Origin of the sequence: Wolbachia endosymbiont of Oryzaephilus surinamensis (genome assembly GCF_025617515.1) — a bacterium.
Classification (GTDB): domain Bacteria; phylum Pseudomonadota; class Alphaproteobacteria; order Rickettsiales; family Anaplasmataceae; genus Wolbachia.
In genome coordinates this window covers 1681380-1708146 of record NZ_CP092526.1, presented here as the reverse complement: position 1 = coordinate 1708146, position 26767 = coordinate 1681380, and the positions used below count along the sequence as shown (strand labels likewise).

The 26767-nt window shown below is 35.1% G+C and carries 4 protein-coding genes; 1 reads left to right on the top strand and 3 read right to left on the bottom strand.

Translation table 11 applies throughout. The features are described 5' to 3' along the window. The first annotated feature begins 233 nt into the window (after window positions 1-233). Window positions 234-9842, top strand: coding sequence for an ankyrin repeat domain-containing protein (locus MJ631_RS07860; protein ID WP_262986364.1), 9609 nt, complete (start codon window positions 234-236; stop codon window positions 9840-9842). Window positions 9843-9854: 12 nt separating this feature from the next. On the opposite strand, the gene MJ631_RS07855 is transcribed toward MJ631_RS07860, so the two are convergent. From MJ631_RS07855 to MJ631_RS07845, 3 genes are all read right to left on the bottom strand, one after another. Beyond that, a complete protein-coding gene (locus MJ631_RS07855) occupies window positions 9855-18848 on the bottom strand; it encodes a Tc toxin subunit A-related protein (protein ID WP_262986363.1) in 8994 nt (2997 codons plus the stop codon). 10 nt (window positions 18849-18858) lie between these two features. Then, window positions 18859-19167, bottom strand: coding sequence for a hypothetical protein (locus MJ631_RS07850; protein ID WP_262986362.1), 309 nt, complete (start codon window positions 19165-19167; stop codon window positions 18859-18861). A 237-nt stretch (window positions 19168-19404) separates the two neighbouring features. Then, window positions 19405-26673, bottom strand: coding sequence for a SpvB/TcaC N-terminal domain-containing protein (locus MJ631_RS07845; protein WP_262986361.1), 7269 nt, complete (start codon window positions 26671-26673; stop codon window positions 19405-19407). Window positions 26674-26767: the final 94 nt, after the last annotated feature.

Below are 26767 nucleotides of genomic sequence, written 5' to 3'. Positions count from 1 at the left end.
TTTTTATTCTTTAACATGGATAGCGCTGTTTCGCGCAGGAAATTACTTTATTCCAGAAGACTGTATTCTATTTTGTAATTATTGAGTTTACTCTACTTTCCGGTCTTTTCTGTTTTCCTTTAATCCAAAACTTGCATTTTTAAAATAAATATTGCACTGTAAAATGTTTATACATAACCTATTAATGCAAAGAGCTTTTTGGTGAGGATTTTGTCAATTTTAGAGAGGGTTAGATGCCATCAGAGCAGTTTGAAAATATAAAACAAGCTATAAGAAATAATAATAACAGAAAAGTTGTAGAACTTATAAACGATAATGTGACTATTGCTGGGCATTCTGACGTAGATGGGTGGAATTTGCTACACTATGCTGCTCAGTATGGAAACTTAAACGCTACAGAATTTTTAGCAAACTTAACAGATATAAACCTTATCGATGGTAAAACCAATGCTCAGCAGAAGCCTATACATATTGCTGCAGATAATGGACATACAAAAATCGTAGAGTTTTTTATTAATGAGAAAAAAATGGATGTTAATGATCCAGGAAAAGATTACGTGACGCCACTTCACTATGCCGCTAAAAAAGGTGAACTTGAGATGGTAAAGTTTTTAGTAGGAAAAAACGCAACGATTGATGCTCTAGCTAATGGTGCTTGGACACCATTGCATTACGCTTCTGAAGAAGGTAAGTACTCAGTTGTGGTATTTCTCGTAGAAAATGGAGCAGATATTAGCAAAAAAAATCCTGATGGTAAAACATCATTACAGCTTGCTGAGGGAAAAGGATATCAAACTATTACGGACTTTTTAAAAAGTAAAGAATCAGAAAAGGAAAAGTTACGACAAAATAAAGCATTGCTTGATGCTGCAAAGGAAGGAAATAGTAAAAAAGTTCAGGAATATCTTGAAAAAGGAGAAATTGATTATAAAAATCAGAATGGTTGGACAGCCTTACATTATGCTTCTAATAGAACAGTAGATGATTTGGAATTTGTAAGGTTTTTAGTAGATAAAAATGCAGACATTAATTCTAGAAATTCTGATAATAATAAGCCTTTACACATTGCTGCAAGGAATGGACATGAAAATATCGTAAAGTTCTTTCTGGATGAAAAAAGATTAAGTGTTAATGACCCAGGAAAGGATAATTGGACACCCCTACATTATGCTGCTGAAAGTAATCGCGTTGATGTCGTTAGGTACTTGGTGGAGAAAAAGGAAGCAAATATCAATGCTAAAAATTATGGCAATGAAACTCCATTTAACCTCATTAAAGACAAGGACTATAAAAAAGTGAAAGAAATACTGCTAGGTAAGGCATTAATTGATGCCGTAAAGCAGAATGATATTACAGAAGTTGAAAATCTTATTCAGAGGAAAGCTAAAGTTAGCTATCTGTATGAAAGTAATAAGTGGACTCCATTACACTATGCTGCAAGTTTAGGTTATAAAGCTTCAGCAGAAGAGCTCATAAAAAAAGATTCAAATGTTATTAATACTAAAGACCATGAGAGAAATACGCCTTTACATATTGCTGCTGATCAAGGTCATAAAAATATTGTAGAGCTTCTTCTTGAAAAGGGAGCAAATATTGATGCTATAAATTCTGGTAACAAAACACCGTTACAATTAGCTAAAGAAAAAGACCATCAGGCAACAACACAGTTATTATTGAGTAGAGCATTGCTTAATTCAATAGAAGAAGGAAATATTAACAAGATCAGAAAATGCCTTGAGGAAGGAGCTGAAATTAACCGTGAAGATAATAACGGATGGACCCCGTTACATTATACTGCTAATAAAAAAACAGAAGCTCAAGAGCTGGTAAAGCTACTAGTGGAAAGAGGAGCAAACATTAATGCTACAACTAATGATGGAGATAAACCCTTACATATTGCGTCCAGCCATGCACATACAAAAGTTGTAAAATTCTTCATTGATGAGAAGGGATTAGATATTAATGATCAAGGAAAGGATAATTGGACACCGCTACATCATGCTGTTAACAAAGGTAGCAGCGATTTAGTAAAGTTTTTGATAAAAAAAGAAGCAGATATTTATGCTGAAAATTCTAATAGTGTAACTCCACTTGACCTTGCTCAACAGCTTCCCCAAGGTGAAAGTAATCGGCAAGAAGTTAAAGCAATGTTGCAGGGCAAGGCGTTGATTGATGCTATAAGGAAAAATGATATATCAAAGGTCAGAAAATATATTCAAAATCTTAATTATTCATACGAGAAAAATGGATGGCAGCCGTTACATTATGCTGCTAGCTTAGGATATAAAACGCTAGCAACAGAACTTATCAATAAAGACTCAAATGTTGTTAACGCTAAAGATTCTGACGGAAATACACCTTTACATCTTGCTGCTACTTATGGCAAAGGCGACGTGGTAGAGCTTTTTTTGAGTAAGCAAGCAAGTATTGATGAAGTAGGAAAAAATAACTGGACACCGCTTCACTATGCCGTTTATGAAAATCGATTACCGGTAGTAAAATTTCTTATAAAAAAAGGAGCAAATATTGGCGCTATGGGTTTAAGTGGAGAAACGCCATTGCAACTTGCTGTTGAAAAAGGAGATAGTCACAGGGAGGTGGCAAAGTTATTGCGGAGTAGAGAGCTATTCAATGCTGTAAGAGGAGATAACCTGGGTGATGACATTAATAAGATAAAAGGTCTTTTTGCAAATGAGATTGATGTTAACTATTCAGATCTAAATAACTGGACACCACTCCATTATGCCGCTCGCAATGGTTATACAAAAGCAGCAGAATTTCTGGTAGAAAAAAAAGCAAATGTAAACGCAAGAACAGATAGTAGAGAAAAACCTTTGCACATTGCTGCAAAAAATGGGCATAAAGATATTGTAGAATTTTTTATCGATCAACAAGGATTAAGTGTTAATGAACAAGGGGAAAGTAAGTGGACGCCCCTGCATTATGCTGCTGCAAGCAATAGCCTTAATGTTGTACAGTACTTGATTGAAGAAAAAGAAGCTACTATTGATAGCAAAGATAGAAATAATTGGACAGCTTTACATCATGCTTCTAAAGAAGGTCACATTGAGATTGTAAAGTTTCTTATAAAGAAAGGAGCGAATATTAATGCCCATAATTCTCAAGGAAAATTACCAGTAGATCTGGCAAGCGAGCCTGAAGTAATTCAATTCTTACTAAATGAAGGGTTGTCTGGTGCTGTAAAACAAAATAAAGTGTCGGAGGTGAGAAATTATCTCAACAAAGAAGTTAAAGGAATAAGGGTTAATACTGACTATAGTGATCAAAATGGCAGAATTTTCCTTCATCATGCTGCACGTTATGGTTACTCTGATGTAGTTGAGCTTTTAGTGCAAAGTTGGCCAGCTGTTAATGCAACTGATTTAAACAATTGGACTCCACTGCATTATGCATCTGAAGGCGGGCATCTAAAAGTCGTAAAGTTTTTAACGAGAGAGCAGGCAGACATTAACATTAGAAATTCTGACGAGGACAAACCATTACACATTGCAGCCAAAAGTGGGCATCAGCCAATAGTAAGGTTTTTCATTGATGAGCAGGGAATGAATATTAATGATTTAGGTAGAGATAATTGGACACCACTTCATTATGCTAGTGCAAACAACTATTCACAAACTGTAAATTTTCTTATCAAAGAAGGTGCAGATATTACTATCCAGAATGCCCAAGGTAAAGCACCTTTAGAGCTTATAACTGGTAATCAGGAAATTGCCAGGTCATTACAAAATGAGGCATTATTTGATGCTGTAGAACAAGGAGAGTATGCTCAAGTTCAAAGATATCTTGACAATGGAGCTGATCCTAACTCTCTGAACGATAATGATTGGACGCTGTTGCATCGTGCAGCTGAAAAAGGTCATTTGCTAATAGTTTCGCTTCTAGTAGAAAGAGGAGCAAGCATTGATGCTGAAAATTCTGATGGGGACAAACCTTTGCATATTGCTTCACAATATGGCCACATAAACATTGTGAAGCTTCTACTTAATGGTAAAGTTAATGATAAAGGTAAAGATAATAAAACACCACTACACTATGCTGCTGAGAGTAATCACTTTGAAGTTGTTCGATATTTAGTAGGAGAAAAAGGTGCAGATATTAATCTTAAAGATGCTGATGGGGATAAACCTCTGCATCTTGCTGCAAAGAATGGACATACGGATATAGTAAAGTTTTTTCTTGATAAAAAGCTCAGTGTTAACGATTTAGGCAAAGATAGCTGGACACCACTCCATTATGCCGCTGAGCAGGGCAGGTCGGAAGTTGTGGAGCTTTTGATAACAAGAGGTGCAAATATCAATGCAGAAAACTCTGGTGGCAAAACACCTCTACAACTTGCCCAGGATGAAGGAGTCAAGGAGTTATTGTTAAATAAAGCACTTTTTGATGCTGTGAAAGAAGGAAATTTAGTGAGAGTACAAGACTCTTTCAGAGATGGAGCTAATGTAAACTCTACTAACAGATGGGGATGGGGGCTTTTACACGCTGCTTCTGTGAGAAATAATTTGCCATTGATCAGGTCTTTAGTGGAAGAGAAGGGAGCGAATATTAATGCTAAAAGTAGAGATGGAGATAAACCTTTGCATATTGCTGCCGAGAAAGGCTCTTTAGATGTTGTAAGATATTTTCTCAGTAGAAAAAATGGTGTGAATGAGGCAGATGCTAACATTAATGATAGAGGCAAAAATAATTGGACACCGCTTCATTATGCTGCCAAGTATAACCACCCTGAAGTTGCAGAGTTTCTCATAGAGAATGGTGCAGATATTAATGCAATTGACTATGATAATCTAACACCTCTGCAACTAGCTAATGAAGGGCCAATTAAAAGATTATTACAAAATAAAACATTATTACATGCTGTAAAGCAGGGCAATTTAAATGATGTAGAAAGATACCTTGATAATGGAGCTAACGTTAATTATTCAGATAAGAATGGATGGACAGTATTACATGAAGCTGCAAGTAGAGGATATCTAAGAGTTGCTCAGGCTCTAATATCAAGAGGGGCAAACATTAGTACTAGAGATCAAAATGGCAATAAGCCTTTGCATATTGCTGCTGATTACGGTCGTAGAGACGTAGTAGAATTCTTTCTGAAAGAGGAAAGAGCTGGCCTTAGTATTAATGATGTAAATAGAAATGGATGGACACCGCTTCACTATGCTGCAAGCAGAGGTGGTTTGACAATTGTAGAACTTCTGATAACAAAGAGGGCAAATATTAATGCTCAAGATTCTAACGGAAATAAGCCTTTACATATTGCTGCAGATAACGGGCATAGAAGTATTATAGAATTTTTCCTCAGGTGGCACGGGGATGAGCTAAGCATTAACGATAAAGGTAATAGTGATTGGACTATGCTACACTACGCTGCTGACAAAGGGTATCCAGAAGTTGTAAAGTTTCTAATAGAAAAAGGAGCAGATATTGATGCTAAAAGTACTGACAATAAAACACCTCTGCAACTAGCAAGCAGTAAAAACCATCAAGAAGCAGCAAGATTATTGCGTAATAAAGCATTATTTAATGCTGTGAAACAAGGAGAGTTAAATAAAGCTGAACAGTATCTTGCTGAAGGAGCAGACCCTAACTACAAAGACGAAAATGACTGGACATTGCTGCATGATGCCGCTAGCAAAGGTTACATTGAAATCGTTAGGCTTCTAAAGGCACAAGGAGCAAATGTTGATGCTAAGTCTTATAATGCAAAGCCTTTGCATTATGCTGCTAGGAATGGATACGAAGACGTAGTAGCGTTTTTGATAGTAGGGAAAGTGAAAAGTGATGGTGTTGACAGTCGTGGTAGGAATAATTGGACACCATTACATTATGCTGCTAGATATGGACGCTTGGCAGTAGTAGAATTTCTGTTAGGAGAAGACGCGGATATCAACCTTAAGGATACTAACAGAAATAAGCCATTGCATGTTGCTGCTCAATATGGTCATACAAATGTAATGGAGTTTTTCCTTAGGAAAAACAGAGAAGGGTTGAGTATCGATGACAAAGGTGCAAGTGAAAAAACAGCTTTGCATCAAGCAGCTGAGAAAAGCCATTTAGCAGTTGTAGAATTTTTGATAGAGAAAGGCGCAGATATCAATATTCAAGATTCTGAAGAAAACACGCCATTGCAACTTGCAACTGACCCTGAGATTATTAAATTGTTACAAGATAAGGCGTTATTTAATGCCGTTAAGCAGGGAGATCGTGATAAGATTAGTGAATATCTTACTAATGGAGCTGATGTTGATGTGACTAACAGGTGGGGATGGGGAATGTTGCATATTGCAGCAGAAAATGGCGACTTATCAATGATAAGGTTTTTACAAAGTAAAGGAGCGAACCTAAACATGAAAAGCATTAGTGGTGAAAGCCCGTTACATGTTGCTACCAAAAATGGGTACAAAAATGTTGCTGAGTTCTTGCTTGAACATGGAGTAAGTGCTAGTGAACCAGGCAAAAATAATAAAACGCCATTACATTATGCTGCAGAGGAAGGTTATTTTGAGCTTGTAAAGTTACTAATAGAAAAGAGAGCAGACACCAACGCAAGGGATTCAAACGGTAAAACACCATTACAACTTGCTAAAGAAAAAGAGAATGGAGAAATTACTGAACTACTGTTAAATGAGGCTATGTTTCATTCTGTGGGAAGGAATGACATACAAAGAGTTAGAGGTTATCTTAAAGAAGGAGCTGATGTTAATTATTCTGGTCACAATAACTGGACACCACTGCATTATGCCGCTTATAGAAACCACATAAAACTCATAAAACTTTTAGTAGAAGAAGGGGCAAATGTTAATGCTGGGTCTCATTACATAAAACCTTTACATATTGCTGCTCAATATGGCCATAAAGGCGTAGTGGAATTTTTGCTTAACAGCGGATCAAATATTAATGCTTCTGGTTGGAATAGCTGGACACCACTCCATTATGCTGCTGATTCTGGTCACTCAGAGGTTGTGAAGTTGCTTATAGAAAGAGAGGCGGATATTAATGTTCAAGATTTTCATGGCAAGACACCGTTACAACTTGCTACAGAAAAGCGCCACCTAGAAGTCGTGAAAGCTCTTTTAAACGCAGGATTATTTGATGCGATAAGTCAGAAAGATTTTAGAAAGGTTGAACATTATTTTAATATAGGTGCAGATGTTAACTCTAGAGATGATAATGACTTAACACCATTGCACAAAGCTGCTCAAGGTGGTGACTTAGAGATTGTCAGGTTTCTTCTTAGAAAAAAGGCTTATACTAATGCTAAAAATAATAAAGATTACCTTACTCCGCTCCATGAAGCTGCTAAGAGTGGTAACTTGGAAGTTGTGAAACTACTTATTAACTTTAGATCAAACATTCATGATCAAACGATAAGTGGAGTAAAGCCTTTGCATATTGCTGCTGAATACGGACATAAAGATATCATAGAGTTTTTCCTCAATAGGGGATTAAGTGTCAATGATTTAGATAAGAATAAGTGGACGCCATTACACTATGCTGCTAAAAGTGGTAACTTAGAAGTTATAAAATTCCTCATCAGTGGAGGAGCAGATATCAATGCCAAAGATTCTAACAATTTAAAGCCTTTGCATATTGCTGCTCAATATGGTCATAAAGATGTTGTAGAGTTCTTTACTGTAGAAAAACAGCTAAGTATTAGTGACCAAGATAAAAGTAATAAAACATTAATGCACTATGCTGCTAAAAGTGGTAACTTGAGCGTTATTGAATTTCTTGCTGGCAAGGGAGCAAATACTACTGTTTTTGATATTAATGGTGTGAGTCCTTTACATATTGCTGCTGAACATGGACACAAAAACGCTGCTGAGTTTTTCCTTAGCAGAGGATTGAATGTTAACTATCAAGATAAAGAGAGCCAAATACCACTACATTATGCTGCTAAGGGCGGTAATTTGGAAGTGATTAAACTTCTTGTAAGTAGAGGAGCAAATGTCAATGCTCAGGATTCTAGTAATGCAAAACCTTTGCATTATGCTGCTCAGTATGGTCATAAGGATATAGTAGAATTTTTTGTTGTGCAAAAGCAGTTAAGTGTTGATGACAAAGGCAAAGACAATTGGACACCTTTATATTATGCTGCTAAAGGCAAGAATGATATAACAAATAAACACATTGATGATAGTAAACTTTTAGAGGTTATTAGGTTTCTCGTTCGTCAAGATAGAAACATCATCAATAATAAAGATGTTTACGGTGCTGGGCCTTTACATATTGCTGCCCAGCATGGACACAAAGATATTGTGGAGTTTTTTATACAAAAAGAATTAAATGTTAATGATGCTGATTATCAGCAATTAACACCTTTGCATTATGCTGCCCTTCATGGTCGCTTGAGGGCTACTAAATCTCTAGTTGAAGAAGGTGCAGATATTAGAGCTGTAAGCAACGATGGAAAAAAACCTATACACTCTGCAGCTAGCAATGCACATAAGAATATTGTACTGTTTTTCGTACAGCAGGGGCTAAGTATTAATGATCCAGATACTAATTTAATGTGGACGCCACTGCATTATGCTGCCCATTCTGGTAATTTGGATTTTGTCCAATCGCTTTTAGCTGAGGGAGCAAATTTTAATGCTGTAGATGCTGATAACGCAAAACCTTTACATATTGCTGCTGAACGTGGGTACCAAAGAGTTATAGAACTTTTAATAAACCAAGGAATGAATGTCAATGATTTAGGTCAGGACAATTGGACACCGCTGTATTATGCTACAAGACATGGTCATCTGGGAACTGTAAGGTTTTTAGTAGAAGAGAAAGGAGCAAATATTAATGCTGTTGATCTGAGTGGTAAAATGCCTCTACATATTGCTGCTGAGAATGGACATAAAGACATTGTAAAATTTTTCCTTGATAAGGGAATAAGTGTTAATACTGTAGGTGCAGATAATTGGACGCCTCTTCATTATGCAGCTAGTAATGGTCATTTAGAAACCGTAAAATTTCTTGTGGAGGAAAAAGAAGCAAATATTGATTTTCTCAGTATTGATCATGAAAAACCACTTGATGTAGCTATTTCTGCAAACCACGTAAGTGTAGTAGAATACTTAAGGCAAGCTCTGGAAGAAAAAGAGCATGATTATGTTGCTAATATCAGGCATAGCCATCTTTTTGTAGATCAGCCTACTGCAGGTCAGTTTCAAAGTAGTGGGGCAAGCAGCAGGCATTCTTCGCTGATAGGTAGCTGGGTTTCTTGGGTAAAAGGTTGGATACCTAATACTGAACAGCCATTTTTACCAGGTAAGGTGGCCAGCTGTAAATCATCTACACCTATTATTCAAGAAAGGCTTGGGAATATTAGTAATGCAGACATGATGCTTTATTATGTATTATATAGCTGGTTCAATGGAAATAAATGCAACATGAAATGTAGAGCTTATGAAAGCAGTACTTTATCAAAAGAGGAGACAATAGGCTGTACTTTACGTATAGTGGAAAAGCTAGAGCAAGTAATGAAGCAAGCAGCTTGTAGCAGTGGTATAGCATGGAAATCAGTAAGAATTGATTTTTTAGAAGTACAAAAAACTATCACAGCAAAAATTACAAGTGGCAATTATGATACAATTGCTAGTCTTTTAGACTCATATGTAGAAAAGGCATTTTCACAAAATTTAAGTCAAAAGCAAATCGATGGATTTAAAAAAGCCTATAATGGTAAGAAAGATCGAATATTAAATAATGCTGATCTGCAAATCCAAGCTAGCATCCAAGTACCTACCTCTATACAAAGTGTTCTTATAGAAAAAGGTATCACAAATGAAAAAAGCAAAGAGACCTGCTACTCATTATTAAAATAGCAGGTATAGAAGTTACCAGTTAATCGTTGCTTTATAAGGAACCATAATTATGATTTCCTCAAGTTTACTTATATCTGCATTGTTGACTTGAATATTCCAGTCAGTGCCAATTGTTAGTGAAGGATTAACAATCTTTTTAGAATTACGTTCCCAGTTGTAGTTATCCAATTTTATAGTTATTTTATCTGCATCTGGCGTTGTAGGTATGATACAGATATTGTTACCATCATTTAAATCAACTTCTGGATCCTTTACATGAATAGGAAAGATTTCAGGAAATAGCTTGAACTTTAACTCAGAGAATTGCCCCTTTGCCTGTTTAAACTTGCCCCATTCTTCCGGGTAGACCGCACTTAGATTGACAACTAATGTACCTTGATAGTACTTTATTTGATCAAGATTTTTTACTTGACGACTTAAAACCTCACCTCCATTTAGAGCTGTATAGTCCAAATGAATTATCACATCAGAAATAGTACTAATATCAAACCTATTGGTTGCTTGAGGAAGGCTTAATTCCCAGGTAGAAACTGCACCTGTGCCTTCAAATGGTAAGTAACGTTCATCACCAAAACTAAGTTCAAAAAGACCACTATCTTGATCAGCTTTTGAGATAGCAATTTCTTGATTTGGCTTCCAATTAACTCTTAAAAGATCAGTTTCAGGCTGTTCTTCTTCACTTGGGTTCACTAAGTATTTAATTGCGTTTATTGCACCATCGCTTTTTAACACTACTTGGTTACTTGTTTGTTGCAAACTTGCATGAACATTTTCATAAGGACCAACTACTGCTGGAACAGTAATCTTTATATCTTTAATCTTACGAGCATAGTGACCAGGGAAATCAAGGTCAAATAATTTTTCCGTGAAGGAGAATTTACAGCTTCCCTTAGTTTTAAGCTCATGAAGTGCTATAGGATCAAGAGATTTAAGTGAGATTACTTTAGTGATTTCTAACCTTCTTTCATTGGTATCATGGTACTCTTTGTCAAGTTGCTCAAGTTCAAACTTTAACTTTTGCCCTGAAAGTAGGCCTTCTTTTAAGCTATTCCAGTGCCCTGGTTGAATGAACGCTTTGTCGTTATCAATCTCATACTGATAAGCCCTTTCAGCTTGCCTTGCAACTTCTAGTGCAAGTCTATAAACCCTAATATATAAATTTTTAAGCTCTCCTTTCATCCAGCTGTAGAGTTCTTGATTAGTAAATTTACTTCTGAAAAATTGTCCTTTTTCCTTAATTTGTTTTATCGATTCTTTATGACCTTTAAGGTCTTGTACAGCGTTTGCTTGATTTATTTTATTTGCTTCTATTTGATAGCCGATCTGATCAACGTCATGGGCGGCCACAATCTTCTGTAAATCCCAATCTTCAGCTCTTCTTTCATAACTTGCTGAAGTACTAAGGTTCTGTGAAAGAGCACCAGCCACGCTAGAAAATATTTCAAGCCCACGTGCTATTGAATCTGCAGAGCTACCAGGTTGAAAACCTCCACAAGAAAAGCCAAATATCGTAGGTATGAGATGTATAGGGGCCGCGACTTGTCTAGCAATACCTGCTGCAGTTAATGTAACAGTTGAAGCTACAGATGTGGCCATTGAAGAAATCTCAAGAGCAGACCACCCTTTATTAATTAATTTTTCATAATGAGATTTTCGGTCTTTTGCACTACTCAAACTTGCATTAAGTGCCTTAGCCTCTTCTTTTAATACTTCAATGGATTTTTCCTTAATGGTTGTCATCAAGTTAGCTATTGTAGCTTCTTGTTTGTTGTAAAGTAAATTAAGTGCCTCAGCATCTTTTTTCTCTAAAACGCTTAGTAGCTCTGAACCAATTTGAGTAACAGTATCAGCAATTGATTTAGCGTAGGTAATCATATACTTAAAACGGTAATGAGGCACTTGGGCTATTTTTGGTAACCTTATAATACTTCCACCGACTGCAGTACTTATTAGTTGTCTTGGATCAATTGGTGGTTGGAATAGAGAAAGCTCTAAACGTTTACCTTTGATATCCAAGCAATGTCTTATTTTATAAAGACGATCCTCAATCCTATCCCATAAGGCAATAAAATCTTTATTTTCTGGAGTGCAGAAATAACTGCAATATGTAGTAAGATCAACTACAGCAGCACTAGAACTAGTGCGTGTATTTTGAACAGTATCTCTCGGAGCTTCTGCTTCTATTTTACATATGTCATATTTATTATTCGACAACTCACATATACTCTCAGGCTCAGCTTTGAACTTTCCTTTCTTTTTGGGCTTTTCTCCAAGAAGGTTCCAAGCTCTTACATAAAGCATCGTTGCTTGGTTAATTCCTTCCCATGAATTTTGAGAAAAGAGCATATCCCCCCAATCGACTAAATTATCTATGTATGACATTATTACATACTTCTCATAAGAGATCTTTTTCTTGTCAGCCTCTTTGTACGGATCAAGTAAATCTATTAACTTTTCACTATCACACTTCTCATTACCATATGAATTTCCGCATTTAGTTTTAAAGGGAAGAAATTGCCATGCATTGCAGCCCCTATTGGTAGGATTGAAGACGTATTGATACCACCTGCGTGCCTCAGCAAACTTCTGCTCCTGGTTGAAAAGATATGCAACCAGTGTTGGAATATGGAAGAATATTTCCCATAAATATATCCCGTAAAATCCATAAAAATAGCAGTCTTTTGGCTGCTCCTCTGGTGCTAAGATTGCTTCTGATCCCTTAATGTAAGCTTCTTTATATGACTTATTGATTAAATTAAAAATTTCTATGCTTTTGTATTTACTTTGATCTACGTTATCGTTTTTCTCTTGAATAATTAATCCTCCTACTAACTTTATCTCTTTATCTCTTTTTCCATCCAATTGCTTATGCCTTTCCTGTTCAGCAACTTTATTATTACCGTCTTCTATTTCTTTTTTGTCTTTTTGTAATTGTGATATTACATTCTTAAGATACTCTTTCTCTTTTTCATACTTTTTTATTTCATCATCTAACTTCTTTATCTCTTTTTCATGCTGTTTTATACTTTCCTCTAATATACCCTTCTCTTTTTTTAATACCTCTATAGTTTTTTCTGGCTCTTGCAATCTGTTTATCTCACTTTCCAAATTTGTCACTTTTGTTTCTAACTCTGTTAGCTGCTCCAGCAATTCTACTTTTTTGCTTTCTGTACTTTGCTTGAGTAGTGCTAACTTTTGTTTCAAATTATCTGCAGCTACTCGAAGCTTCCCTTTTTCTCCTGACTCCTCTAGTGGATCTAGCTGTGCTTCTTGTAATTGTAAATCACTTAACCGTTTTATTATATCTTTTGTTTTTCTCTGTAAGTTATCATCCACAGTTTCCTCTGTTGCTAGCTTAGCTATGTTATTGATCAAAGTTGCCGTTTCCGTTTCTAGTGTTATTAACTCTTGCTGTAATTCTACATTTGTACTCTCTACATTTTGCTTGTGCTGTGTTAGCTCTTGTTTCAAATTATTTATTACTGCTCGTAAATTGCCTCTCTCTGCTGCTTTTTCATATGAATCACTTGATCTATGCGGAAATAAATTATTCAACTTTACTTTTAAATTCTCTATATCCTGCCATAATCTTCTCTTTTCTTTTATATCTTGTTCTACAGAATTTACCTTGCTTTGTAACGCATCTTTACTCCTTTTCTCGCCATCTTTTTTGTTTTCTAAACTAATTAACTCACTTTGCTTATCATTCTCTCTTGCCTTCTTTTTATCTATTTTTTTCTGCATTTCATTTATCTGGCGTGTAACAACTTTCTTCTCCTCTTCCTTTTTCTTATCGTAGAATTCTTTTATACTTTTTTCTGCCTCTGCAATGCTGTTCATACTATTAAAGTAACGCGTATAGGATCTTTCTGATGTTAGGTCCTCTTTCAGAATAAACTTACTATTTTGAAAACCGTCTTCACAAGATAAAATTAATATTTCACTATTCTGTACAGCTACTTTCAGCTTACCATTAAATTTTATATCTTTTGACTCTTTTACCTTATCTTTTATATCTTTATCCCACTTTTTGACCTTACTTTTAAAATATTCTATAGCCTCTTCTACAGGTCTATCTGTAGTCCATTCACCATTTTTGCTATAATTTACTTTTGTTTCTTCATCCTTCGCTTTCCAACTTTCACACAACTCTTGCTGACTTTTCTCCCAATTCCTGGAAGAAAAATATTGTCTTATGTGAGATTCACACTTTTCATCTACCTCAACATCAAATGGCAACTTTTGTTGAGCTGACCAACTGCCATCTGCTTTCTTAAACATATAATGCACAGCCAAAGTAGAATCATTAATTGACACATTTTCAACTTGTTTTTCCTTTTCAGTCTTTTGTAGCCAAAAAACAAATATCCTACCAAATACATGGACTATTCTTGCTATACTAACTGGTACTTGTGCTTCAATTTTCTGCCAAGCCTCCCAAATCTGTTGGCTTCCGGTTTTACCATCTTCAAAATTACCAACCCGATAATAGTAAGTATAAGGCTCTGCTATTGTTCGACCTAAAATATATAGCTCGTTCTTTTTCTTTTCACTTATAAAATAGGTATCTACTATTTGCAGATTCACAAGCTGTGCAAAATCCTCAAAATACTTAATATATGCATTCGCTGCTTCTTCATCTGTAAGATTACCTTGCATTAAAGTGTTTTGTAATACCTTATATTCTGCAGTTGCAGATTTACGTAGCGTAGGGTTGAGGTAATTTTCAGGGTATAATGCAATTTTCTTAGTTGCCTCCCATTCTCTATAATTATCTAATAAGTCCCACATTTCTTCAGTTAATTCAGAATTAACTGCTACTCCTTCTTCTAGCCCTAATATACAACGATGAATATATAGCTGAAGGCTATTTAGCCCTGCTTTAAGTGGGGAGATTTTTGAGCAGTCACTTATTTCAACATCAATCAATAAGAACGCATACAGACCTCGCATATTCTTATTTTTGACCTCAGAATATGTGTACAGCATATAGTTTGATAGGATATTGCGCTTCTGGTTTTCTAGATGTTCTTTCACTCCCTCTACATAACTTAGCGATTCCCGTAGTTTCCTTTCAATGTTATTGTACTTATTCCATCCAGTAGATGATGGCAAATTATGTAAGTCTTTTAGTTCTAGCAAAATTTGACCATCAATACCTGTTTGTTCTGCCATATCTACAAGAGACTTAATTTTTAGCAAAGAGTCTATAGGATGATTTTCTTTACTGAAACATTTTTTAAAAGCATCAATTTCTTTGATTTGATTTAGTAACTTTTTATCCCAATTAGCAAGCTGTGCTATTTTTTCTGTAACTTTTCTTTCATCATAACTGTCACGTAGCCATTCTGTGTATTGTGATAGAGTAAGTTCATTACCAGAAAAAGCATCCTGCAATGCTTTATGATTTGAAAGGGTTTTAATCTGCTTCTCTGTCCATGTTGCTTTTAGGCCATAAATGGCTGAATGACTTGTAATGCTTTTTATATCCTCTGCACTAAGCTTCAGTACTGTAAAGACTGCAACATTATTTAGAAGTTCTTCAATCATTGCATCGTAAGTTATAGATAAGTCTATTGAGTACGTTTCTTCATATGTTCTTCCAGATGAATCTTTGCAAGTTAAGATCGCTTTATTATTTCGAATGTCTATCGAAGTACATTCACTAGGCTTATAAACATCAACAGTCTTCCAAGTTTTAGCTATATTATCATAAATATCTATTTTTCCAGAGAACTTTGTACTATTTGTGATTTTTGCAAACAAACCGTCACGCATCTCGTTTTCTTTTGCAACACGTCTTGTCCAGTTTTTAGCTATAGAATTATTTACAGAATAACCAGTAGAGTCGTAAATATATACTTGGCCAGCAATTCTATTATTCATCTCCTTTGTAAAGAATATAGCCTTTGTACCAATTACAGCTACTGATACGTTGTTATGCGCTCTGCTAATCTCACCTGTAAACTTCCAGCTATCAGTAGCGCCATCATAGACGTCTATATATTTAGAATATTCTTGATCACCTTTATTTCCGCCAAAGAAAATAGCTTGTTTATTAACTATAGCAACTTGCACCATATCACGTGCTTCACTGGCAACGTGTTGAGCTTCTATCCATTTCTCAGTTTTAGCATCATAAATATCTATTTTATTAGATCTCGTTTGACCTACTTTACCACCGAAGAAAATAGCTTTGCCATCAACCACAGCTACTGATGCATTTTCACGAGCTTCACTAACTGTATGCGTTGTCCATTTTTCAGCTTTACTATCATAGATATCAACCTTTGAAGAACATTGGTTATCACTCTTACTACCACCAAAGAAAATAACTTTCGTATCAATTATAGCTACTGATGCGTTTGATCGTGCTTCACTAGCTGTATCTGTGCGATTTACCCATTCTCCATTATTATATATATCTATCGCACTTGATCTTGTTTTATTAATTTTACCACCAAAGAAAATGGCTTTTTCACCAACTACAGCAACCGAAGCATTTGAGCGAGCTTCACTGGCTGTATGTTTTGTCCACACGCCATTATCATAGACGTCTACTTGTAATGAACATCGTCTATTATCTTTATTTCCACCAAGGAAAATAGCTTTGTTGCCAACAACAGCAACTGCAGCACTATCACGTGCCTCGCTGGCTGCCTCAGTTATCCAGCTTTTGGCTTCTTCATCGTAGATGTCTATTTTTCGTGAGTATTCATTTTCACTTTTCTTACCACAAAAGAAAATAGTCTTAGTGCCAATTGTTGCTACTGCTACGTTTTTTCGTGGCTCACGCATTGAAGACTCTACAGAATTTTTGCTGTGTACTTCACTCTTTCCAAGAAAAACGGCCTTATTGCCAATTATACCTACATCATGAACAATATTTTTATTTGGAGACTCAAGTCTTAATAACTGCAAATTTGTTGGCTGCTTTTCTGTAAATTGATGAGCTGCGGCTAATACGTCAGAGCTTATGTTAAAATGTTTACGTATTTCATTATGAAGATTCTCTCGTTCTTCTATTACCTCACTTATTCTTGTTTTGCATTTTTCAGAAAGTGTAGAATCATTGATTAATGCATCCAACCTTTCCTTGCTTGTTAGTTTTTTGTTTTCCGTTTTTTCTATTATTTCTTTTATTTTATATTCTTCAGAAAGTGTAGAGTCATTAATTAGCGAATCTAATTTTTCTTTGCTTTTTAATTCTTCCAATATACCTTTTATTTTCGTTTTACAATCCACAGAAAGTGTAGAATTATTCATCAACGCATCTAATTTCTCTCTGTTTTTTAATTTTTTGATTTCTGATTCTTCCAGTATTTTTTCTATTTGTATTTTCCACTCACCAGCAAGCTCAGCGTGACTCACTAACGAGTCTAGCCTTTTTCTGATTTCTAATTCTTGATTCTTTTCTATTTCTTCCTCTATCTCATTTATCTCCTTCATATGCTGGTGAGAAAGTGCAGAAGAGTTGATCAATGTGTTTAATTGCTCAATGGTAATAGAATTGTTATTTAGCCAATTATTTAATTCAAAAATACGCTCTATATTATCTAGATTTAGATCAGTGATGTTTAGCTGCAGTAAAATTTGTACTATTTCTGCTGTTGATATATTCATCAACCTTGCTAGCAGGATTTGCTTATGTACTTCTGAGATTAATGATTTTCCAATTTTGTCAGAAACTTCATCGCTATAGTTGACCAAAGAAATGAGTTCGTTATCACTAATATTCCAAATTTTCTTTAGTATAGTACTATTATCTGTGTTTGTAACTAAATCCTTAAGCTTAAATTCACTTGGTAACTCTGCAATCATCGTGTTTAACTTACCAAATAACAATTTTAGTTGCCCAGCAAGCTGAGTAAAGTTGTGTAGAAACTTTTGCTCTTTAACACTAATTTTTTCTTGTTTCTTGGCTTTCTTGCTATGAGTAGTAGATTTATAGTTATCAAGCAGCCATTCCACTTCCTGACGTTTGATTCCAGTTCTTGCAATGAATTCATCAAAATTTTCTTCTTTAAATGGTTCAGAAGGTTCCTCTATACCATATGCTTTCTTTAGATCTGATTCTTTTACTCCTTGTAAAAAGAGTAAAGACTCTGCTGCATTGTTAGCATCTTCTTCACTCTTACTTCCTTCTATTGATATGGAAGCATTAGAATATAGCTTACATACTTCACTTAAAGGCTTTTTTAGCTTTTCCTGCAAGCTTTTGATTCTACTTATTTCCTTTAAAGAATTTGCATCAATTTCATTCTTATCAACCGCAAGCAATACATTACACAGTCCATCAAACGACCAATTAAGCTTATTTGCAAGACGAATAAAGCGATGTAGAAAGCCTAATGCCTGATCAATGTTATCTATAGTACCAGAATTGATACTTAGCTTATTGGTAGGATCAATTCTGTTATAGCAGTCAATTAGCTGCTTTAATTTATCAGAGTCTATATTAGTTTGAGCAATGAACTTCTCAACGTTTTTAAGCTCACTTTTACTTATACCATAAACTTCGCTTATGTCATGATTTGGAGTAGTAATAAGTTCGTACTCTTCTGGAGAAAGGCCTAAAGATTCTGCTATACTATCAGCTTTTGGTTCCAGTACCTTATATACATCAGCTAAATTTATACCCTGCTTTTCAAGATAAGCACATATGCTAACTAAAGGAAAATTTGCTGGTAGATTAAATGGATACTTAGCTTTAGCTAATTTTTCTAGAGCATTGCCACCTAGTTTCTTATTCAAATTATTCTCCATTATTTCATTAGCAATCTCCAGGTATAACTTTGTTTTGTTAGTGCTATTACAATCTAGTGGAAGCTCAAATAAGTCATGACGACGTTCTTTAAGTTTATGCCCTGGAATATACTTTTCAATAGTTTCAACCAACTTAACAAAATAAGCTGCTGGACTTAAAACTGACTGGCAATGGTCACATTCGTTATAACTTTCTTTAGTCTTAAATATAGTTTCAACTACGTTGCTATCTGTTGTCATATTATTCCCCTTATAAACTGTGTATAATTGCATCGCACTCTTCTGTAGTATCGTGGTCAATATTGCAGACACGCGTTGCTCGATAATGTGGTTCGGTCATCTCTCTGGCGTTTTCGATATAGCGAGAAACGAATTCTCTCCTATTTAGCGCTTTCTGGTAAATATCTTTAGCTTCTTGCTCCGAAATCTTACCTATTACTCTTTCGATAAAAACATTCTCACATAAATCTGTAATCTTAAATGCTGAGTCATATAAATACTCATCATTTTCATTTTTAAAGCTGAGTAATTTCTCGGCTTCTTCAACGCTTATTCCCATCTTCTCTAGGCGAAGTTGGGGGTCATTTGCTGTATTTACACTGGTCATGTTTTTCCTCTCAATAGTTGTTCAGACTTTTGAATTAATATTTGTTGCTCAATTTAAAAAGCGATAAATTTCATTCTTACAAGAATCTTCTGGCAAATATCTTTAGTTTCTTGCTCTGAAATTTTGTCTTCCACTTATTACCCTAAAAAACTTCAAAGTACCTTAATTATCACTTAGATAGCTTGTTCTTCAAGCTGCTCTCTTTAAGTTCCACTTCCTGTTTTTTATGTCTTGTAACACTTGGTATCGATGTTGCAACAACGCTTCTTCACCTACACCAACAGTTATTTTTGTGATGTCCTGTTTATACTCTCTTTTAGCTTCTCTACTTGTGCGCGTTATTTTGGTTTTTCCCTTATCCAAAACAATAAATCCAGTGTTCCGTGGAAATAATTTTTCTTGCTGAGCTTGATAATCTGATATGTTTTCAATACTAGCTGCTAATGAATGGCTGTATATCTCCATGAGGACAGCTTTTTTTTGTGGTTTAACACTGCGTGCAAAACCTTCTGCGACTTCTCTTTTGCTACTGGAAGAGGTAAATGCTTTATTACTGAAGGTATCTCCTAGCTCAAGAGATCCAAGACTAACTTTTACTTCTCCTTTTTCTACTTGTGAATCAAGTGAATCTCCTCTATATGTTACTCCGTAAAACTTTGGCATCTGCTGTATACCGACTGTCATATCTTCTGTAATTTTTTGCAAATTTTCCATAGAAAAAACTTTTTCTCTTTTACTTTTTGGCTGAATTTCATTGCTGCTTGAATAGGTATTTATCTGACTATAACTCTTACCTGTATACAAGTTAATTGCAGCACGAGAATCAAGTGTTACTTCAGGTGGTAAGGCCTTTGTTGCCAGATCCTTCAAGCTTAACGGGTTATATCCACGAAAACTTTTGCTTTTATCATTAAAAGCCTCTAGATAAAGCTTATCAGTGATTTGATCACTACTTGAATCCACCGTGTTTCCTTGTGAGTTGTCTTGTATTTCTTGCTGATTATCATTGCTAGGTTCTGCTTGTTCTATCTGATCACGGGATCTTTTCTTAGATGTTGATCCAATATCTACTAATCCAAAAAGATCGATATCGTTAATTGGATTCCCCCTAACAAACTGATAAAGGTTTAGCCCATCAATAATTCCAGCAGGATCAGGATTAATCCACCTGAGAAGCCATGGTGCATAGTAACGTGCACCGTAATAGTATAGACCCGTTGAATCATCTCTCTCTTTCCCCGAATACCTATATTCTTTTTCCGTTACTTCACGAGCTGTTTTGCCTGCAATTAGCGCTGTGCCACCAAATGGCAGATATTCCTCGTAGGTTATTATTTCAGCATTATCATTTAATTCCAAAGCTACTGAATCTAAATAATTACTGAGCTGATAACGACTTTGACTTTTTATTTCCACGTTTTCTGGATTACCTTTAGTCCAATAATGATGGAGGGCTACTCTACTTTTATCGTCCATTACATGGACAGTATACTTTTCTTTACTTAAACCACTCTCTTGATAAGTTCTCGTAACTTCAATATCGCCAAAGTAGATTTTTTCTACTCGAGTAGAACTTGTCTCGTTGTTCTGATAAGTCTCGGTAACTTTTCTGACTCTTTGTCCACCACTATCATACACATAATATTCACTATCATTTTTACCACTTTGCCTTGTTATAATATCAACATACGCTATGTTATCACGGTAATTCCAGCGTAAATTCTGCGAGCCGTTGAGCTTCAGTAAATTACCTCTTTCATCGTAACTTCCATCTATATCATTTTCACTCACAGGTCTACTATCTATTGTTGGCAAACTACGATTGGATTTGTTTGAGATATAAAATTCTTGAGTGGAACTATTTTTTCCGTTATGCCTAATTTTCGTAATGTTACTTCCATAATCAAACTCATAATATTCCGTGTAATTGCTAATCGCATTTTGGTTATTTAGATGCGGAATCGGTGTAATAACTTCTTCCTTTCCACTGAGTGCTGGATGTTCTTTTCCAGTTGCTTGAGTCAGCCGATAAAGTGAATCATAATGATAATCTGACTTAGTATCTATAGTTTTGTTATTTGGAAAGATGGTCTTATAAGACTCATCTTCCACTGTAGTAATGTTACCAACAGGATCATACGTATAATTAATGTCTTGCAACTTTTTTTGCCCTTTGGCGCTTTCTAGTTTAGTAAGCCGGAAAGTTTTAGAGTCATAGCTGTAACTAGTAACAACTCCGTTGCCATAGCTAATAGATGTACGTTGACCTTTAGGATTATAGCTGATGTCTGAAACATAGGTTTTTATGTTTTCTCCTTGCTTCTTAAGGTTAATTTGCTTTACTCTCCCTGCTATATCATAAATTGGACTGTGAGTATTATTTTGCGAATCTGTCTTTTCAATTATTTCACCAATTGCATTATATTTTATGCTTGAATTAAACACTTCCTGCTCAAGATCTGCATGCACTGTAACAATACTTTCAACGCTTTTCCAATCTGCTTCTTGCTTATAGTTTTTTCTTAAAAGAAAACTACTTTTTAATGTCTGACCTTTAAAATCATTTTCTTTGGCTTCAGTAAGTCCTGCCTGATCGTAATGAGCAACAAGTGTTCCATAACGATTAGTAGCTTTATCTTGAATATCGTCAGAGTAAAAGAATCTTTCAACAATATTATTATTTAAATTTAGGTCCTTATCAGTGACTTTTACTCTTACTGGCCGTTGCAATTTATCATATTCTGTGTAAGTAAGCGATCCTTTGCCATCCCAATTGTACACTGCACTTTCAGCAACATTTGCTAAATTCCAGGTTTCTCCAGCATCAATACTTGTGCTTTTTAAAAGCCCTGACATTGAATAAATGTGGCAAAAGTTCTTTATCTTTTCATTTTCTTGCTTACTTTGGTTTTGCTCATAAAACCTTGAATCAACACTTTCTAGCTCATTTCCTTGAATATCAAGTTTGACGTGGGATTTTAATTCTACGTTACTTTGTTCGTTATTGCTTAAAATCTCTATCTGCAAAAATTTTCTTCCCAAGCTATCGAGATGCTCTATAGTTGGAGTATTATAGTGTTTTTCTGCTTTGTCCAGTGCATCTTTTTCGTCTTTTAAAGCTGCTTTTTCTGCTGTATTTGCTCTATTCCATCTTTCATTAAATTCTCTGTAATATTCTGAATCTTTTACCGTATCGTTAAGATCAAAGTTTTTGGTAGTCCAAGAATCAAATTCAACTTTGCTGAAAAAACCTTTTGCCGTATCAATACGAATATTTCTCAGTAGAGGGTCATAATAAAGAGTGTCAGATACTCCTTGATTACGTACGCTCTCTTCGAGGTCATAAAAAGGTGAATGACTATAAAAAGGTTCATACTTTTTCACCTCCGTACCTTTATTGTTATAAAAAACTCTTCCTGATGCTAGCCATTTTTCATGCTCAGAATCTACAAGCATTTTAGTCTCAAGATTTCTGCCAAATCCATCGATGTGAGTGACAACTCTCCTGATTCTTGTCGAACTTCCTTCTGAAACATGAGTTTCTCTCTGCAGATTAATCACATGCACAGGTTGACCATTTTTTCTCCATGCTTCCAGATCATAATAAAAGAAGCTGGTTGCATTTTGGAGATAATACTCAGGACCATTTGCTCCTGCTACTGTGCCTAAAACATCTTCAAAATTTGGATTTTTTCTGACTTGATATTCGAATAATGGTTTATCTCCTTTCTTTTCCCCGTTTTCGGTGCCATAAACAGAAGTAGCAATTACTACTCCTAAAGGATTTAAAATAACTTCTGATACATTGTCATTGTGATCAGTTAGTTTTACTGGACTTAAACGTTGATAATCATACTCTGCTGTCGTTTCATAATTTGAGGTTGCAGTAGCTTTAACTACTGTTTTTATTGGCAGTAAATTATACTGATCATAAATAACTGCAGTTTCGCTACCGAAAACATCAATTACTTTTTCAGGTAAATAGTATTTACTAGCGCCATAATAATACTGAGTAGGACTTGGTGCCCACCAGAAATTATTTGACGTTTTTTTATAGCCAAGATCACTTAACATTTGATCAGATGTTATTTTACTCGAAAAAACTTCTTTGATTTGACTATCAGAAAATACCATAGCTTCAGTATGGTGGAGAAGCGCTTGCTGAGTTACAGAGCCAAGTGGTAAAGTCGCATTCTGCACTTCATTCCAGTAATAATTGTGATTTTTACTTAAGAGTCTTGCTTGTGGTCTTGTATGACTTAGATTTTCTTCAAACTTGATAATATTTTGTAAAGAGTTCGTTACTTGGGTTTTTAGGTCACTAATATTAGTATAGCCATTTGCAGGCATTCCTAATCCACCAATCTCAAAAGCCTGTGATTTATAGAGAGCTCCAAGTAAGTAAAACCCTTCTGTGTTGTTAACGTAGAAATTATGTTCTAAAGTAGCATGCAGCTTTTGCTGCTCTGAATAATTATTTTGCTGATTTCGACGCGAATAAGTAATACTTGCTGATTTAATAACATTACCATATTCATCAACTTCTAAAACAAAGTCCTGCTGAATACGTGGATCACAGCAGTTTCTTTCATAGTGATAAGTGATAGTTTCTTGTAAATTAACGAAGAAAATTCCGTATTTGAATATTTTGTGAGAACTGTTTGTACTAGATTGTAGCAATTTTACACAAGCACTTGATTCAGTGACTGAATATGGATGTTGGTAGAGTGTTGGGTTTTCATCTTTGTCCAAGCCATAGACTTCTTGTCTTAGCATTTGCCCTTGAATAGCGCGGTATGCTTGTCTTTTATCCTCTATAGTAATTATATTTTCATCAAACACCTGTGGAGTTATTTTTAACGCTTCTCTATCTCCTTGGTAAAATTCTTTTCTATAGCTCTCAACTAAATCTCCTGCCTTTTTATAAGCTCCAGTGTGATACCAAGTCTTGGTGTAAATTGGTGCTACGTAATGTTCTTTTTCAGTCTGATCAATTGTAGAAAAATCTTCTGTATCCCAGGTTTCCACAAAACCAAATCCACGAAATTCTTTTTCGATGTAATCATAAAAACCATGATGATAGCGATATTTGTTGGTGAGTTTACTTCCTACTATATTGTCTAGAGTTTCTATTTTTTCAATTACTTGTACAGGAAATGGCAGACTTGTTACCCACGGGCGGTTTTCTTTTCTATCTTGCAAATAAAACTTAGTAGAAGCTGCATAATGAAGACGAGTAAGATTACCCATATTATTATCTATTTGCTTCAGTAAGTGCGGTTTTACTCCATTGTAAAAATCATAGTATAAATGTTGTAACTTTAAGTTTTGATCAAGATAACTAATAAGCAAACAATTGGTACCATTCCCTAGAATGTCAGCAAACTCAATTCGACCAATATGATTGTAATCTACCGGTAATTTCAAAGTTACTGGTTTACTGAAAGAATTACCGCTGTTGTTATAGTAGATATCTAAGCTATTGTGATTTGCATAAACTAAATCTGTAGTACCAGAACCATCAATATCAGCAAAGTAAAGTCTTTTCGCATTGAATCCATCCCTAAAATATGGAGCGTTCTTAAATGTAACTTTCTCGCCAAATTTACCATAACCAAGATTTGGCCAACATTCTACTTTACCATTTTCTATTTTAACTAGATGGCTCTTACCATCACCAAACATATCAGCGAAGCGTACTAAAGTACTCTCTGAACTGGCACGTTGATTTGGCAAGTCTTTTGGCGCTTTACTGTAAATAGCTTTTTTGTATCCTTTTTTACCAGCAGATGGATATACTCTAACGCTTTCTCCTTCAAATACTACGATATCAGTTCTTCCATCTCCTGTGACGTCTATCATCTCTTGAATTTCGCTGCTCAAGTTGATTACTTGCGATTCAAGAGGCTTAAATTCACTCCATTTACTATTACCATCAAAATCATGGTAACCCTGAAAACCACTTTCATTCACATAAAGCTGTAACTCACCGTTACCTTCTAAACTCGTCAGTGAATAAGTAGTTTTACGAAGCAGCGATGGAAAACGCTCCAGTAGTTTAGCTTGAGCAAACTCTCCATCACCATTTGGTCTGAAATAAAGGATTGTGTTGCCATCGTTATATAATATTCCTTCAATACCTTCTTGATATAGATCTACCGATTGAAATCTTCGGTCATTTAGGTACCCAGCAAACCCTTGAATTTTTACCGGTTTAAAAGAGTTTCTATTATTTGAATTGTGAAGGTCTAAAAAATTTCCTTTTTCTTTTATGACAAGAGTTTTTTCACTGTCTTTGATTCTCCAATTTGAGTTTTCTTCAGAAATTTCTGCATTTTGTTCTGAAAAGACAAAATCTTGTTCTTTTAAAATCTGCAAAAGCTGTTTAGATGGTTTCTTGAGTGTTACCGATGAAACTGTTGAAATGTAAGTAGAATCATCGCTGGTATGAGAAAAAACTAAAGTTGGCGTAGTCTTAGTAAATCTTTTGCCTTCTCTGTCATAATAGCCAACTTGTTTTACTGCTCTTAAATAGGTAATTGTTGGTTTTTCGTCGTAATCAAAATAAGTGCCATTAGCCAGTATTGGATCTCTACTAAGTTCATCAAATCGGTGATAAATTCTTATCGCTCGACATAAAAGTTCAGTTCTTACTGCAAATCCTGTAATGTGTGAGGTAAAAGAATCTTGACGGAGAACTGCATTTCTTTCTTCGCTATATTTTTTATCTATAGGACTGGCAAAGTCATTTTCGCCATAATCAAATAAAACTTCAAAGTGATTATAGTTTAATTCTTCATTATGGCCATAAGTAATTCGATCAATTACTCTGCCACTACCTTGTTTTTCTGTACTTGAGCGATAATGATAAAATATTTTATTACCATATACATCGCTTAATTCCTCAAGTAACCATTCTGCTATGCGGCTATTACTCTTTGGATCATAGATTTGTGCTTGTTCATTCTTACCATAAATAGCAATGCTGCCATCTTTACTAGTAACTTGCCAATGAATAGTGCTATCACTTTTACTTATTAAACGCTCTATTTTAGCAAATAATCCTTCAACACGTGGCTGATAATAAGTAATATCATATTTGCTATTACTTGTTTGATTAATCGCAACCAAGTCATCTGCTCCACTTAGGACAAAAATATCTTCATCATCATAAGTTGGAATTTTTTTTGATGTTTTTCTGATAATACTTGCTATTGAAACATTAAATCCTATACCAAATACTCCGTTACCACCACCAGAGCTGTAATTAACGCTTAAAGAAGGTGAGAAATTACGACAAGTTGGTAGCGCAATTGGTATTGAGAAAGATCCAGTACCAGTGAATGAGTTAGCCTCAAAAGCTTCACTGATTCCTTTTATCGCTCCTCCACCTTTTGGTAATTCAAGCTTTTTAGCTTCAATAGTGGACTTCTGTGTAGTATCTTTGTTAGGTTCCATTTGATTTGATTGCGTGAAAACGCGCTTTTATGTTATATATATACAAGATTGGTAGAAAAAACGTCCAAATTATTTTTTAAAATTCTATCTTTTT

Bases quoted from the DNA above. Each gene is read 5' to 3' on its own strand.
- MJ631_RS07855 (WP_262986363.1), bottom strand. From the start codon at position 18,848: ATGACAACAGATAGCAACGTAGTTGAAACTATATTTAAGACTAAAGAA.
- MJ631_RS07850 (WP_262986362.1), bottom strand. From the start codon at position 19,167: ATGGGAATAAGCGTTGAAGAAGCCGAGAAATTACTCAGCTTTAAAAAT.
- MJ631_RS07845 (WP_262986361.1), bottom strand. From the start codon at position 26,673: ATGGAACCTAACAAAGATACTACACAGAAGTCCACTATTGAAGCTAAA.
- MJ631_RS07860 (WP_262986364.1), top strand. From the start codon at position 234: ATGCCATCAGAGCAGTTTGAAAATATAAAACAAGCTATAAGAAATAAT.